The sequence below is a fragment of the Syntrophales bacterium genome (assembly GCA_023229765.1).
In the GTDB taxonomy this organism is placed as follows: Bacteria; Desulfobacterota; Syntrophia; order Syntrophales; family UBA5619; genus DYTH01.
Genome location: JALNYO010000001.1, coordinates 145,338 through 159,218 on the forward strand (window position 1 = coordinate 145,338; position 13,881 = coordinate 159,218).

Consider the following 13,881-nt stretch of genomic DNA (forward strand, 5'->3'; position numbering starts at 1 on the left):
ACCCCGGGTCGAAACCACGGGGGAAGTAGTGATGAGTTGAAAGATTTCTTAAATGAGCACAGGGGAATCATAATGTGCCGGCGAGTCTACATCAAAGGAAAGTTTTGTCAAGTGAATTTATTCACGGTGAATTTATTCACGGCAGCCCTTAACGAAATGGAAACGGAAGTTTGAATGATCGATACCGCCTACTTCGAGAACCTGACCCCGCGGCAGCAACTCAACGACCTGATGCACAAGTTCGCCCAGGTCAACGGCCTGCCATACGGCGAAAGCTGGCGGGAGTTCGAGCGGCGGTTTTACATCTACCACCGAATCAAGGTCTCCTACATGAGATGGAGCTATTGCCAGGACCACCAGGTATGGCTGACGATGCCCGCCTTTCTGGAGGCGACCGAGCGCCTCGACCAGGCCCTGGCGATCGCCCACGAGATGACGGGAAACATACTGCGCGGAGGTACAATCCAGTGAGCGTTAAACTCTTTCCGACCATTCTGATCATTCTCGATGTCTTGGCCGCCGTTGCCTACATTCCCGAAGGGGACTGGCGGCATGTTGTTTATTGGCTGTCCGCCGCCGTATTAACCGTGACTGTGACCTATTAAAGGAGGCCCCATGCAATTCCGAACCATGAAGTTTGCCGATCTGATCCCCGCGGATTACAACCCGCGCAAGGCGCTCAAGCCAGGCGACAGGGAATACGAGAAGCTCCGCCGCTCCCTCGAGGAGTTCGGCTGCGTCGATCCACTGGTCTGGAATCTCCGCACCGGCCGGATCGTCGGCGGCCATCAGCGGCTGACCGTCATGCTGGATCTCGGCTGGACCGAAGGGGATGTCTCCGTCGTCGATCTCCCCGAGGAAAAGGAGAAGGCCCTCAACATTGCCCTAAACAAGATCTCCGGCGAGTGGGACATGGACCGTCTCCGGGAGCTTCTTGTCGATCTCGAGGCCTCCGATCTCGACGTCACGCTGACCGGCTTCGATACCGAGGAGCTCGCCGACATCATGCCGAAGGATCAGGACAGGGAACCGGAAGAGGACGGCTTTGATGGCGAGGCGGAGGCCGCAAAGATCGTCGACCCCGTCACGCGCCCCGGCGACCTCTACCTCCTGGGCGACCATCGCCTCCTTTGTGGAGAGACCGAAGACACCCGGGCGATGCAATACCTCATGGACGGCCGCTTGGCGGATCTGGTCTGGACGGATCCTCCCTATAACGTCGACTACCACAACGACAAAGGTGAGGGACTGGAGAACGACAACCTCCCGCCGGAGGTATTCCAGAAGATGATCGACTCAGCTTTCCAGAACCTCTACCTTTATACCCGGCAGGGCGGCTGCTTTTATGTCTCCCATTCCGACGTCGGCGGCCTGACCTTCCGGTCCGCCCTGGTTGCCTCGGGCTTCATCATGAAGCAGTGCCTGATCTGGGTGAAAAGCGGCGCCGTCCTCGGCCGGCAGGACTACAACTGGAAGCACGAGCCAATCCTCTACGGCTGGAAACCGGGCCGGGCGCACTATTTCTGCATGGACTACACGCTGACGACGGTGATCGACGAGGATGTCGATGTCTCGAAGATGAAGCGGGAGGATCTGGTCGCCTTGGTCAAGGAGCTGAGAAAGTGCCAGGCCACGACGGTGATCCGTGAAGACCGACCGTCCCGCAATGCCCTCCATCCGACGCAAAAACCCATCCCCCTCGTCGGCCGGATGATCCGCAACAGCACGCCGAACCGTCAGGGCGTTCTGATCCTGGACGGCTTCGGTGGATCAGGCACGACGCTGATGTCCTGTGAGCAGATGGGGCGCGAATGCTTCACCATGGAGAAGGACCCCGTCTACTGCGATGTGATCGTGAAACGATGGGAGCAGTTCACCGGGAGGAAGGTTTGCTTAATTTCGGCCGGGGTAGGGGAGGGCGCTGCCGTCCAGGCGGAAGACCTTGGTGGGGTGGTACCAGTTCAGCCTCCGGGCTGATTCATAGGTGATGACGCGGCAAGGCTCGACGGCGAGGATGGTTTCGATATGGCCATAGAGGGTGATGACTTTTTGATCCTTTTCCATTTTGTTTCTCCTTTTGGACGTTTTGGAAAAGGTAACTCCTAAAGGGGGCTTAGTCAAGTTATATCATTAATATTGTTGATTATTAATTGAATAAAGGCAGCAAGTAAAAGGAAGAGCGGATAGCATTCAAGGGGAGTGGCAACTCCCGAAGAACCTATGCGATGGGCATAGGGCGCCGAAGCGCTACCATCCGCGTGAGAGCCGATATCACGAAAGGGGCCTCATGTAAATGGTAAAGGATCGTAAAAAGACCATAGCGGCAGATGATTGGGATCGCGCGAGCAACGCGCAGCGCGCCTGGATGATCTGCCGTGCGATCTCGGAAGGGAAGATGGATCAGGAAAAGATCAAGCGCCTGCTCGACGTCGCCGATCAACAGGACCAGATCAAACTGAAGGTCCTCCATAACGCCGTCGTCAAGTGCATCAAAGACTACCAGACGGAATCCACCTCCGCCCGCCTGAACGACTGGCAAAAGGCCGAGGGGGCATTGGAGACGTTTGTCGTCGATCTCTGGGAAAAACATTTTCAGGACGAAAAGACCCTGTCCAACATCCTGGCTGTGGTCGATTATCTGTCCGGACAGGGATGGAAGGTCCACAAGAGCGCCGTCTACAACCACAAAAAAGAGGGAAGGATCCGCCCGCAGGCAGACGGCTCCTTCCGAATCTCCGACGTCGAACGCTATGCAGAGACCTACCTCAAGCGCAAGGATGGCAGCGAGTCCGGGAAACTCGACAAGCTGCAGGAGCGGAAGCTGACCGCTGAGATCGCGAAGACCGAGGCTCAGACCGAGCACTGGGTGAACAGGGCTCGAGCGTCCTCCGGATCGTACGTCCCAAAAGAACAGCACGAGCGGGATCTCGCTCGCCGCGCCGCTGTCTTCCGGTCCGACCTGGAGACCTTCGCCCGATCGGAGGCATCCGAGATCGTCAGCCTCGTCGTCGGCGACGCTGGGAAAATCCCGGAACTGGTCACCTGGCTCCTTGGCCGCTTCGATGGATTCCTCTCCGCCTACGCTGAAGAGCGGGAATTTACGGTTCCTCTTCTGCCGGCGGAGAAGGAGACGGATGTCGATCCTGATGACGATGAGGCTGAAGACAATGAGGAATCATGAATATAGCCGCTAACTCAGCCCCCGCTCTCCGTCCCCCGGCATTACCTCCGCCGGATCCGGAGACGTTTGTCTTTACGCCTGGCGAGCGGCGGGTCTTCCGCCGGCGGGAGAATCTCTCCACCGCGCAGTGGGCGGCGAGGTACCGGGTTGTTACGTCTGGAAATATGCCCGGCCGCTGGCGGAACGATGCCGTGCCGTACGCCGTCGAACCGATGGACACGCTCGACCTGCCCCACGTCCGCCGGGTTATTCTGATGTGGGCGCCGCAAACCGCAAAGACCCAGGTAGCCTTCAATTTCCTTGGCCGACGGATCGACCAGGAACCGGGCTCCTGCATGTATGTCGGCCCCGACGAAAAGGTCACGAAAAGGATCGCCCGCAAGCGCCTGATCCCGATGTTCCGCCGGACCCCCCGCTTGAGCGAGCTTCTGGGTGAGGGGATCTCCGACACGACCACACTGGCCATCAATTTCATCAACGGCGCCGATCTGCTGCTGGCCTGGGCGACCTCCGCGGCGGAGATATCCTCAGAATCGATTGAAGTCCTGATCCGCGACGAGCTGGATAAATGGCCCGCTTACGCCGGCCGCGAGGCGGACCCGATCTCGCTGACCGACGTCCGGACCAATACCTATCCATATACCAAAAAGATCCTCGATCTCTCCACCCCCGCCGACGAAAGCAAGTACATCGGCAAGGAGGTCGAAAACGAGGCGGACGAACTGCGCAGATACCGTGCCGTCTGTCCGGTCTGCGGCGAGGCCCAGATCATGCATTTCGGCCAGTTCGACTGGCCCAAAAACATCAAAGAGCCCCGCAAGATCGTCCGGGAACGCCTGGCATTCTATCAATGCGAGGCCTGCGGTATGGCCTGGGACGACCATATGCGCGACATGGCGGTCCGCAAGGGCTTCTGGAAGACCGACAACCCAGTCGATCGCCCCCAGGTCGTTGCCTTCCACCTGCCGTCCTGGTACTCGCCATCCGTCTCACTCTCCTCCGTCGTTGCCGCCTACCTGCGCGGCCTTGAGGATCCGGCGAAGCTGATGGTCTTCATCACTCAGCACAAGGCCGAGGTCTGGAAAGAAACGGTAGCCCCGAAAAAGGAAGACAAGATCCTCGAACATCGGACCGATCTCCCGCCGCTGGTCGTCCCCGCGGAAGCCGTCGCCCTGACGTGCGGGATCGATGTCCAGAAGTTTGGCTTCTGGTTTGTTGTGCGCGCCTGGGCGGAGGACCTTACCTCTTGGTTGATCCAGTATGGCTTTCTGACCGACTGGGCCGGCGTCGAAACGCTCCTCTTCCAGACCGCCTACCGTGTCCATAATTCACAGAATACAATGGAGATCTGGCGAGCCGCGATGGATACCGGCGGCGGGCTCACGGAAGATAATATCTGGACGCGAACAGAGGAGATCTATCAGTGGATCCGTGCAAACGGCCGTGGCCGGGTTTTCGGGACAAAGGGCGCATCCCGCCCCCAGCTCCAGCGGATCCGCCCGACCGTGATCGACAAACTACCCCGGAGCAATATGATCATCCCGGGCGGACTGGAACTCCGCCTCGTGGATTCCGCAGCCTTCAAGGAACTCATCCATTGGCGGCTGGAGCGCGGAATGGAGCCCGTCGTCAACGCCACCGGTGCAAAGGTAGGTGAGAAGCCCCAATCGCAGCGCTTCTTTCTTCACGCCGACACGGAGCAGGATTATGCGTCCCAGCTCCTTGCCGAGGAACTTTGCAAGGATCGCCGCGGCAGGAAGTACTGGAAACGCGTCCGGACGGCGAACCATCTACTCGATGCAGAATGCCTTGCCGCCGCCTGTGCCGACAGTTCCTGGCTGCCGTCGCTTAAGATGCTGGCCACCTGGATAAAATCGCAGGAACGGCCCGCCGGAGACTCCGCCCGGCAGACAGCGCCTGCCCCAAAGGTCGCTCGGTCCAACTGGATGAACCGATGAAGGAAAATACAGCCGACAGATACCTTACTATCCAGAGTGTCGCGAAGACTCTCTCCTGTACCGACCAATATATCTACGGATTGGTACGGGAGGGGAACCTCACCGCGATCAAGATCGGCGAGCGGGCGTTGCGGGTCTCCGAGCAGTCACTGCATGCATTCCTTGCCGCCCGCATCGTTAATCCTGAGGATTACTTCGCCCCAAAGGAAGGGCTCAGGGAAGAGTCGCCCAGAGAAACGCAAAATCCGAACATTGCCCGCTCCAACTGGATGAACCGCTGAGAGGGAATCTTTCAGTTCCCATATATTTTTATAAAAATTAACTTGAAATTAAAAAAATGATCATCTATAAGGGATTTGTCGAAGAAATATTAATTAATGATTAACTTTTTTATTGCAATGGCTTTAAGAGCGTGTTAGTGGGTAATCCGAATGGAAGCGCTTTCAGAGGAAGAACTCAAAAAAATTATTCTTGAAATATTCGACCACGGCTCTGTCATCCCATCTAAGCACGCCAGAGAAAGGATGCGGGAGAGGGGTTACAGTATGGCCGATGTCAGAAATATCTTGAAACATGGTGCGTTAAAAAAGATAGAATTTATTATGAATAGCCATTGTTACCATTTGTATGGTGAAGATTTGGAAGGCCATCCCGGTGCCGTCGTTACGGCGCTTATTAGCAATCTGAAGATCGTGATCGTCACAGTGATGGGAGGGGTAAAATGAAAACCTGTTGGGAATGCGGCGCGAAGCTGCAAATCATAAAAGGGGAGCCTTATCATTATACGGAGTGCGGACTGGATAACGTCTATCTGCATGGAATTATCCAGTACAAGTGCCCGAAGTGTATGGAAGGCGGTCCGGAGATCCCCAATATACAGGAACTGCATCTTTTGATCGGAAGCCTGGTTATTTGCAAGCGCTTGCCGCTGACGGCTCAGGAGATTATATATCTTAGAAAAGAGCTTGGTCAGAAGAGTAAGGACATGGCCGGATTGCTGGCGGTTACCCCACAGGAGTATTCCAAATGGGAGAACGCTCATGATATAATCTCCCGCAATTATGATAAGATACTTCGCATGCTGTACATTTTGAATGCAGAGAGCAAAACGGGGAAAGTGCTTCACGACGGTATCCGCTTCGCAAAAGGGATGGCGTCGATCAAGCAGCCCGTTAAAAAACCGGAAGATATAAAAATTGAAATAACCGCATCTGAATGGATCAGACCGTTCGAGGAACCGATTTTCAGTGAGGAATGCGTTCGGGTATAGAAGCTATCTTTTAATGGAGGTCAATCATATGAATAAAAACACAAAGAGAACATCCTCGCAAATTTCATCACTGGCTGCTTCGACATTACAAGATTCAAAAGCGTCTAAAGTGGCAAAAAGTCTCGCAGCATCACTGCTTTCCCAAAGTGGTACCGATAAACAGACCGGATCCGAGATGGAGGATAAAGCATCCATGGTCCTGAAAAGCGAAAAGTTCAGCGAAAATACTAAAAGCCTGGCTGCGTCGGTACTTTCGCAGTCAAACAAAGAGCGCTAAATCCGGTAGGGACTCATTTTGAAAAAGCAGGATTAGGGTAGAAATATTTATTATTGGAACACCGATTCTCAAGCTGGCGGGAGCGATGCAGGAGACTTTTCTGGATGCCCAAGAGGTTCAAGTTATTGAAACCGAAAAAGTTCCAATTTCTGTCTCGAACATGGGTATCGCAGCCATTGTACCCGCTCACAAACTTCATGAGCTTCTTTATAGCGATGAGCTTAAAAAGACGAGGGGCTTTTGATACGGCAGTGAAAGCCTGATACGGCCAACAATCGCTTGCACCTGATCGCCGCATTTGCAGCTCCAGGTGAAGCAAGCGTTATCCATAGGACAAGATTGAGAACCGATGATGACATCCCTCAGATGATGTTTCGCTTTAAGCCCTTCTATCATTTCACTAAACTTCTCAAATCCTTCCCGGCTGTTATATAGTTTTGCACAGCTACCCAATACGTTTCCATTCTTGTCCATGAATCCCAAAGCATTGAATGTTTTGCCAATGTCAACCCCGACTATCAGGGTTGCTTTGCTAATTCCTTCCCCAACGGAATCCCTATCCCCTGCTTTTTGATGCAAAACAGATGTAAAATATCCCTTGACAAGCAAAAACGGCCACCCTATACTTCCACCCCAAAAAAGGAAGTTCTTATCAAGGGCGATGTACATTTTAAGGGCAATCACGAATGAATGGCTTAGTCGCTCCAGTGACGGCGGTCATGGTGGGTAGTACACATACTCCAGTCGAGGTCTCATTTCCTGTAGCCGCGACGATAAAAGCGGCCGAACGATGCGTTGATGACGTACTCGCGCGTCATTTCGAATGTATTCATAGTCTTGTGCTGGACTTTTCCGAGAGTACATTCATTGAAATCGCGACCCTTCAATACATTACCGCGCTTGTAGCTTCGCGTCAGCGGCAAAATTTCGAAACGAGACTGCGACTCCCGGCTGGAGAAAAAGGATTTCGTGCGCGAGCTATGTTACGCAGATGGGGGTACCCAGCGGCTCTCAAAGAGGCCACCGGATTGCGGTTTGAAAGCTTTGTGGTTGAGAGTGACCTAGGATACTTTCACGGGAAAGGTGGCGATCAGAATGACACCCCATACGCGGGAGGTCAAGTTACTTACTACCTTAATTCGGGACCGATTAGTTTCACGATTGAGGCCCATCGCTTCTTTGAGTGCGTTACTTGGCACATTAAAAAGTACGATGATCCTAAGCGACTGGTCATCGATGCGTATGACGATTGGAACGTTGCGCCCGTCATGGCGGTGCTCAATCGCCAGCTTCGGCTTGAAAATCCTACGCTATCGGCGAAAGCCGGTGCTGGACTGCCCGACATCTACGTAGCAAGTCGGGTGTTCTATGAAGCGATGATTAATGCAGTTCGACACCCGAGTGCCACGGTAATACAGACTTCTTCTCACCTTGGCAGCTTCAAGGCAAGTGACACTAGTTCCGATCCAGATACCCGAAAGGTTCCTTCGGCGAAATTCTTTACCATGGTTTTTTGGGATGACGGAAAAAGCATGGTCAGCACTCTTTCGGATGCTTTGACAAACGGACAGCAAATCCGGAGACCTTATCCCCGCGAATTTGATGTAAACTTCGCGCTAACACGCGAATCGGCGGAAGGTGAAAAAAGCGACATCGTAATTGTCAATTCGAAGGCGACACCGGTAGATCCGACAGATGAAGGCTATATGTTTTTATCCACACTCTTTCCGGGAACCACCTGCAATTTCGAAGGGCAGGGACATTCTGTCCGGAAAGAGTTGCTCGATGCGGACCCCCGACTCGGAGAACCTGGAATGGGCCTCTTCGTGCTCATCAGTACCGCAATAGACATGTTCGGCGGGAGCGTGGCCTTCCGGACAAATCGGTATTTTATGAATGTCACGTCAGCGTCCCGCAAAAAAAGCGCTAAGCTCCATGATGCTAAATACGCAGTGAAGATCAAACGGTATCCAGAGACGACGCCTCCATTTTTAGGAAATATGGTGACGGTCAGGCTGCCGTTAGAGGAACGCTGAGTGGCCGTCGTTTCTATTCTGCCTCTGCGGCTCTATCGTGTTGCAGCAGAGTCGCTCACCAAACTCGACTGTGATTTTTACGAAACGGTTGCACGGCTTTTATTTTCGCACGATCCCCTTACTAGCCTCATCGGCGTTCCCGATCAAACTATCCCCCTTGACCACAGCAGTTGTGGGAGTAGTGATCTAATTGCGGCTGCCATTTTACGTGGATATCGGCGTCCCGCCCAAGAGATCGATTGTCTAGTCATTGACCTGACTAATCCCCCGTACCGACTATTGCCAGACCATCACGTTATTGGTGGACTGCTCACATTTATTGAAGGCCTTAGAAAGGAACTACCAGAAATCTCAATAGCCCTTCTCATGCCCGTAATCTTGGCGGAAACCGACATCACTATGAGGGCGCTAAGGCCGTACCTTGTTGACGGAAGAATCGGCCTAATCTCTGACGATGGATCGGTAAGTGGCACCTGGCCGCCCTTAGCGACCTTCGATGGCACGACATATGCCGGCGCGTTGCAGGCCATTCGGCAAACCGCAGTCTGGCTATTTAAGAAAAAGATGATTCGTCGACCGGGACATTTCAGGCGAATCAAAGGAAAAAGTTACAACCATTGCCTCCCATTTTTCTTTGATGGCCACTTTTGCCAGCACGAGTTGATTGCGCTTATTGCGCACCACGCTTCAGCCATAATAGGAAATATTCAGTCACCAACCATCTTTTACCACTGCCCCGAGTCCCGATGGCTATACGATGCAGTGATCTCCGTGTGCTACACTCATGAATTTAGGGCTATTGACGCCGAATCTACACTGCGCCGTTCTGAAGAGGAAGTTGATGTTCCAGATACGTGCCTCCTCGTCGTGCCCCTCGTCGACACACGCGATACAATTCGCGAATTGCTGGGTGCCCTACTAGCTCGCAACGCGTCATGCCGAATACATATTCTTACGATAATTACGACCCAGCGCTTCCAAGGAGTGGAGGGAAACGAGGTCTTTGAAACAGGCGGTCGCAAGTTTCCAATCACATACTTTTTGCATGCAGATCGTCCGCGAATATCCCCTAGTGATTGCCCCGCCTGCCGCATCGGACTGGAAGAGATGAATCCTGGCCAGGCGGATCGATATTTGAAACTTACGGCTTACGCTATGTGGAACATGTTTCTCGAGTCGGGCATGAAAATGGAGGAGAACGTCCCTGAACTTAGAAAATCGATAGGGCCCGTCCCAGATCTACCCAAAATGGTCCAAGATAACAGTCCATACCTCGCGCTCAAAATCGATACGATGCTCAGAACGCGCCCTGGAGGACTGCCAGTAGATCCAGTAATTCTTTATCCTGATGAGACGGGTGCGCAAACTATCGCCGATTGCCTCGCAAGCTTGTATGACTACACATTGATCGGAATTCCACGAGACGTCTTAAAACGCTTGCCCAAAGACGGCAATTTTACACTCCAGTGGTTCGATGACCGCAAGCATGAAGCCACCAAGAACGGCTGGCGATATTTTGTGGAGTTGTCATCTCTCCAAACAGCAAATCGCGTTCACGTAATTCTTATGGACGAGTTCAATAAGACTGGGGACACACGAGCACGTCTGGAACAACTAGCACACGGCTTTGACTTAGATGTATGGTGTTACTTTTGTCTAATCGACTTTCTTCCCAGTAGCCGACGACAGAAAGGGCTCTCAAGCCTTTCTCTTTACGATCTTGAGCTTGAGCTAGCAGAATAGCGAGGTTCTTTTTTGGCAATGCAATCACATCCTGAAATCTCGGAACCCTATACAGTTGCGTGCGATGTCTTGATCGACGTGTTCGACAGACTAAACGTGTTGCCTTTGACTTCGAATGATCGGGACGCTTTTCGCAGATACGCTCGCGCTGACTTGGCAACCAAATCGGAAAGAGCGCACCCGGACTTCCAGCGCAGTATTTGGCAAAAGGCCTTCGATGCTCAACTTCCTGATTTAGTGAGGCGGCATCTCGGTACTACATCATTCCCGGAACCGGACTCAACGCATATCCATCAATCGACACGATACGGTCATGTTGGAAAAAGTGCCACGACGTATGAAAAGATCGTCGCAGACATATTTATTGTTACAGTTATTCAAGAGGAGTTTGAAGCAGTTCTGAACGCTTTTGGGATTGACTCCTCGGCTGCGGCAACTCACACTATTCGTGGCGGCAAGTTTTACACAACGCGCTTGCAGAGACAGGCCGGAGATGAACTTGTTGTCTACATAACGATGATCGGTGAAGCAAGGAACGTACCCTGCGTGAATGTGTGTAGAGATATCTTTGAACGATTCAGCGTCGGAGTGTGCATTCTAGTTGGAATCGCGGGCGGGAACCACCAAGCGAAAGTTAAGTTAGGTGACGTTGTAGCATCTCTCCAGATATTTGACTTGGAGGGTGGTAAATCTGAGCGCTATTTTTGGAATTTGCTTCAGAGGGTGCAGCCCCGACTCGAAGGCTACGATCCGCCAACTGATATTAAGCGAAATATTCAGAACCTTAACCCGACCAAGCATCAGTGGCAACAGCGCTTTGAAGAATGCATGGGCCATTATCGGGAGAAATTGTTTCCAAAGCCGATTAACGAAAATGCTTGGAAAGCAAAACCGACATTTCATCGCGGTATCATTGTGGTGGGTGAGAAGGTGCTTGCGGACGGTAGCCTCCCAAAGACGGCTAAACGACTTAGCGATCAAGTTTATGCGGTCGAAATGGAAGGGAGTGGCTTTGCGTCTGCATGTAAGCATTGCGGAATTCCTTGGCTCGACATTCGAGGAATCTCTGATTTTGCGAATCCCGTAAAAGAGGACGGTTGGCATATTCCAGCGTCGGCGGCAGCCGCAACCCTTACGCGAATTTTTCTTGAAAAAGAGTATCGAACAAAGACGGACGAGCTCGAGTATTAGAGGGGGGGCGTGCCTGAAACGAAATGGGCCCAGCGGACGCTGGCGTAGCGAAGCATTTGAGCAAATCAAACAGCCGATGCAGTGCAGATTGGATATAACCGAAGAATTGGGGTCAGAGTAAGGTTAATATTACTCTGACCCCAATTCACTCCAATTCACTTAGCGGGAAGTAGAGGCTTTCTGCTATACTTTGGAAAAGCGACCCAATTCACTTAACGAGGCAAATTTCTGTTAAACCTATAAAGTTGTAATATATATTTGACACATTCAGCGTGAAGGTGTAGGTTCCTCGTGGGTCTTTTTATGCAACTAAATCAGCACGCTATCTTCAATATGTATTGGAGTTTCGTATATGGATATATTCATAAGTTGGTCAGGGGAACGCAGCCTTAAAGTTGCCACGGCCCTTCGCGACTGGCTTCCTCTCGTTATGCAGTCTGTAGCACCGTGGTTTTCGCCAGAGGACATTGATAAAGGTGCACGCTGGATGGCTGAACTAAGCAAGAAACTCGAAAAGCTTAAGATGGGCATTATATGCGTTACCCCTGAGAATATGCTTGCTCCATGGCTTCTATTTGAAGCAGGGGCATTATCAAAAGTTCTCGATACGTCTTTCGTCTGTCCGTTTCTCTTTGCTTTGGAGCCGGCAGATCTTCAGGGACCTCTCGCTCAATTTCAAGCGACACGCGCTACGAAAGATGAAGTCCGCAAACTCTTGGGAACCATCAGTAAGATTTCAGATTTTTCCCCTACCGAAGCCCAAATTGACCGCCTGTTGTCCCTCACATGGTCTGATTTTGAAGAAAAGCTTTCTATGATTCAGACCACTTTAGTTGACCAGACAGTAAGGCCACGGCAGGTGCCCGAATTACTAGGTGAGGTACTAGAGAGAATTCGGTCAATCGAAAGGCAACTTGCAGAAAGGACTGCCAAAGAACACTCAGAAAAGAGGGAAAAAAGGGGCGGCTTTGGGGTGGGGGTAAGGCTATCACCATCTAACGAGGTACGCCCGTCACTTTTATCTGTGGAAGAATTGAAGGCCCTTAAAAATAAATTGGATATGTGTCTTCATAGCCTTAATCAACGTAAAGCTATAAATATTGGCGATATTGAGGATAATGAAAAAAGAAATGTGCTGGTTGCTGAAATGGATTTTTTAAAGGCTGAAATTGAAGAAATCAAAAATATAATCGCCGCAAATATGGGTGAATCGGTAGGTATTCTCTACCCAGATAACCGTGATAAATATTCTCTACCAGGATAACGAGGGCAACTACCTTAGACAAAGGTTGGGGAAATAAAGGGAAAAAAGAGGGGGCAGACACCATACTTAATTCCCAAGACCTATCCAAAATTTAGTATGGTGTCCCTAAATTACCTAGGATGATCGGAGCACCAACGTCGTCATTGTCCGTACGCGCTGCCGCGCGCTGGACACGCCGCCGTTGGATGATAAGAATGAAGAAGAACTACACATTGAAGCCAATTGATCGTTTCGCCTTCCGGTTTAAGAACTACACCTATCGTCCTATTCGTCTGTGCCTTGAAGACGGGCAAGCTTTAGCCGCGACGATCCTCCTGTGTTGCGCTATTGACTTGCTTGCGAAATTCAGCTCTGGCAACCCGAAGAGCTCTGGAAATCGCCTAAAGTACATCGCATTCCTGAAGCAATATTTCTCATTGGCATATGGTCCAGACACATTCTATGAATTCGTGCGCTGCGGGCTTGTCCATAGCTATTCCATGGAAGGCCAATATACAATCCTTTGCCGTGACGAACCTTGGGCGCGTCAGGTTCACCTTTGCAAGGATACAAAAACCGGTAAGACAGTAATAAACCCTTTCCAAATCCTTGCGGACCTTCAAGCGGCGGTGCGGAACTACGTCGAAGATGTCAAAACCAGTGAAGTCAAAGCCGCGGCGTTTCTCGCTGTACACAAAGCAATTCCTTTGCGGCAGCAGGTTTCGAGATGGAAGAAACTAAAATACCTTGCGGTTGATAAATGAAAATTATCCAACGAGTCGCTGCACCGGATCGGCAGTAAACGGCGCCTGCCACCCGGTGAGATTTTTGTTCCTTTCGAATAAGCGTCATTCTGTAACTCCGCTATAAAATCAAAAAGACCGCCGTCGTTTACTTCAATAAAGAATTCCTATATTCAAATAGCTTGAATATTATCTCGTCATACCCATCTCACCTCTTTCAATTAACAAAAATCATCCCG

At 51.6% G+C, this 13,881-nt stretch carries 15 protein-coding genes; 14 read left to right on the forward strand and 1 reads right to left on the reverse strand.

What is annotated here, in order from left to right; translation table 11 throughout:
- The first annotated feature begins 174 nt into the window (after positions 1-174).
- From M0P74_00680 to M0P74_00720, 9 genes are all read left to right on the forward strand, one after another.
- The gene (locus tag M0P74_00680) at positions 175-471 is read left to right on the forward strand and encodes a hypothetical protein (GenBank protein MCK9362109.1); all 297 of its coding nucleotides are present in this window, start codon (positions 175-177) and stop codon (positions 469-471) included.
- On the forward strand, positions 468-605 hold the full coding sequence (locus tag M0P74_00685) for a hypothetical protein (GenBank protein ID MCK9362110.1): 138 nt from the start codon (positions 468-470) through the stop codon (positions 603-605). The genes M0P74_00680 and M0P74_00685 overlap by 4 nt, the downstream gene beginning before the upstream one ends.
- Before the next feature lie 10 nt (positions 606-615).
- Positions 616-1,977 (forward strand): site-specific DNA-methyltransferase, encoded by a 1,362-nt coding sequence (locus M0P74_00690; protein ID MCK9362111.1) that lies wholly within the window; start codon positions 616-618, stop codon positions 1,975-1,977.
- 316 nt (positions 1,978-2,293) lie between these two features.
- The gene (locus tag M0P74_00695; protein ID MCK9362112.1) at positions 2,294-3,181 is read left to right on the forward strand and encodes a hypothetical protein; all 888 of its coding nucleotides are present in this window, start codon (positions 2,294-2,296) and stop codon (positions 3,179-3,181) included.
- Positions 3,178-5,139 (forward strand): phage terminase large subunit family protein, encoded by a 1,962-nt coding sequence (locus tag M0P74_00700; GenBank protein MCK9362113.1) that lies wholly within the window; start codon positions 3,178-3,180, stop codon positions 5,137-5,139. The genes M0P74_00695 and M0P74_00700 overlap by 4 nt, the downstream gene beginning before the upstream one ends.
- Positions 5,136-5,420: a helix-turn-helix domain-containing protein gene (locus tag M0P74_00705; GenBank protein ID MCK9362114.1), complete on the forward strand. Its 285-nt coding sequence runs from the start codon at positions 5,136-5,138 to the stop codon at positions 5,418-5,420. The genes M0P74_00700 and M0P74_00705 overlap by 4 nt, the downstream gene beginning before the upstream one ends.
- Before the next feature lie 150 nt (positions 5,421-5,570).
- Positions 5,571-5,864 (forward strand): DUF4258 domain-containing protein, encoded by a 294-nt coding sequence (locus M0P74_00710; protein ID MCK9362115.1) that lies wholly within the window; start codon positions 5,571-5,573, stop codon positions 5,862-5,864.
- A complete protein-coding gene (locus M0P74_00715; protein MCK9362116.1) occupies positions 5,861-6,409 on the forward strand; it encodes a hypothetical protein in 549 nt (182 codons plus the stop codon). The genes M0P74_00710 and M0P74_00715 overlap by 4 nt, the downstream gene beginning before the upstream one ends.
- Positions 6,410-6,437: 28 nt before the next feature.
- On the forward strand, positions 6,438-6,686 hold the full coding sequence (locus M0P74_00720; GenBank protein MCK9362117.1) for a hypothetical protein: 249 nt from the start codon (positions 6,438-6,440) through the stop codon (positions 6,684-6,686).
- 207 nt (positions 6,687-6,893) lie between these two features.
- Here the strand turns inward: M0P74_00720 and M0P74_00725 are convergent, their stop codons facing one another.
- The gene (locus M0P74_00725) at positions 6,894-7,355 is read right to left on the reverse strand and encodes an IS110 family transposase (protein MCK9362118.1); all 462 of its coding nucleotides are present in this window, start codon (positions 7,353-7,355) and stop codon (positions 6,894-6,896) included.
- A gap of 17 nt (positions 7,356-7,372) precedes the next feature.
- On the opposite strand from M0P74_00725, the gene M0P74_00730 reads away from it, so the two are divergent.
- From M0P74_00730 to M0P74_00750, 5 genes are all read left to right on the forward strand, one after another.
- Positions 7,373-8,722, forward strand: a complete 1,350-nt coding sequence (locus tag M0P74_00730) for a hypothetical protein (GenBank protein MCK9362119.1) — start codon at positions 7,373-7,375, stop codon at positions 8,720-8,722.
- Positions 8,723-10,465 carry a hypothetical protein gene (locus M0P74_00735; GenBank protein MCK9362120.1) on the forward strand — a complete coding sequence of 581 codons (1,743 nt, stop codon included), beginning with the start codon at positions 8,723-8,725 and terminating at the stop codon, positions 10,463-10,465.
- Between the two features lie 18 nt (positions 10,466-10,483).
- Positions 10,484-11,656 (forward strand): hypothetical protein, encoded by a 1,173-nt coding sequence (locus M0P74_00740; GenBank protein ID MCK9362121.1) that lies wholly within the window; start codon positions 10,484-10,486, stop codon positions 11,654-11,656.
- 352 nt (positions 11,657-12,008) lie between these two features.
- Complete coding sequence (locus tag M0P74_00745) at positions 12,009-12,920, forward strand: TIR domain-containing protein (GenBank protein ID MCK9362122.1); 912 nt, start codon at positions 12,009-12,011, stop codon at positions 12,918-12,920.
- 194 nt (positions 12,921-13,114) lie between these two features.
- Entirely contained in the window at positions 13,115-13,663 is a 549-nt protein-coding gene (locus M0P74_00750; GenBank protein ID MCK9362123.1) for a hypothetical protein, read from the forward strand.
- The last annotated feature ends 218 nt before the right edge of the window (positions 13,664-13,881 follow it).

Coding starts and splice junctions, on each gene's coding strand:
- M0P74_00680 (MCK9362109.1), top strand. CDS start 175: ATGATCGATACCGCCTACTTCGAGAACCTGACCCCGCGGCAGCAACTC.
- M0P74_00690 (MCK9362111.1), top strand. CDS start 616: ATGCAATTCCGAACCATGAAGTTTGCCGATCTGATCCCCGCGGATTAC.
- M0P74_00695 (MCK9362112.1), top strand. CDS start 2,294: ATGGTAAAGGATCGTAAAAAGACCATAGCGGCAGATGATTGGGATCGC.
- M0P74_00700 (MCK9362113.1), top strand. CDS start 3,178: ATGAATATAGCCGCTAACTCAGCCCCCGCTCTCCGTCCCCCGGCATTA.
- M0P74_00705 (MCK9362114.1), top strand. CDS start 5,136: ATGAAGGAAAATACAGCCGACAGATACCTTACTATCCAGAGTGTCGCG.
- M0P74_00710 (MCK9362115.1), top strand. CDS start 5,571: ATGGAAGCGCTTTCAGAGGAAGAACTCAAAAAAATTATTCTTGAAATA.
- M0P74_00715 (MCK9362116.1), top strand. CDS start 5,861: ATGAAAACCTGTTGGGAATGCGGCGCGAAGCTGCAAATCATAAAAGGG.
- M0P74_00720 (MCK9362117.1), top strand. CDS start 6,438: ATGAATAAAAACACAAAGAGAACATCCTCGCAAATTTCATCACTGGCT.
- M0P74_00725 (MCK9362118.1), bottom strand. CDS start 7,355: ATGTACATCGCCCTTGATAAGAACTTCCTTTTTTGGGGTGGAAGTATA.
- M0P74_00730 (MCK9362119.1), top strand. CDS start 7,373: ATGAATGGCTTAGTCGCTCCAGTGACGGCGGTCATGGTGGGTAGTACA.
- M0P74_00740 (MCK9362121.1), top strand. CDS start 10,484: ATGCAATCACATCCTGAAATCTCGGAACCCTATACAGTTGCGTGCGAT.
- M0P74_00745 (MCK9362122.1), top strand. CDS start 12,009: ATGGATATATTCATAAGTTGGTCAGGGGAACGCAGCCTTAAAGTTGCC.
- M0P74_00750 (MCK9362123.1), top strand. CDS start 13,115: ATGAAGAAGAACTACACATTGAAGCCAATTGATCGTTTCGCCTTCCGG.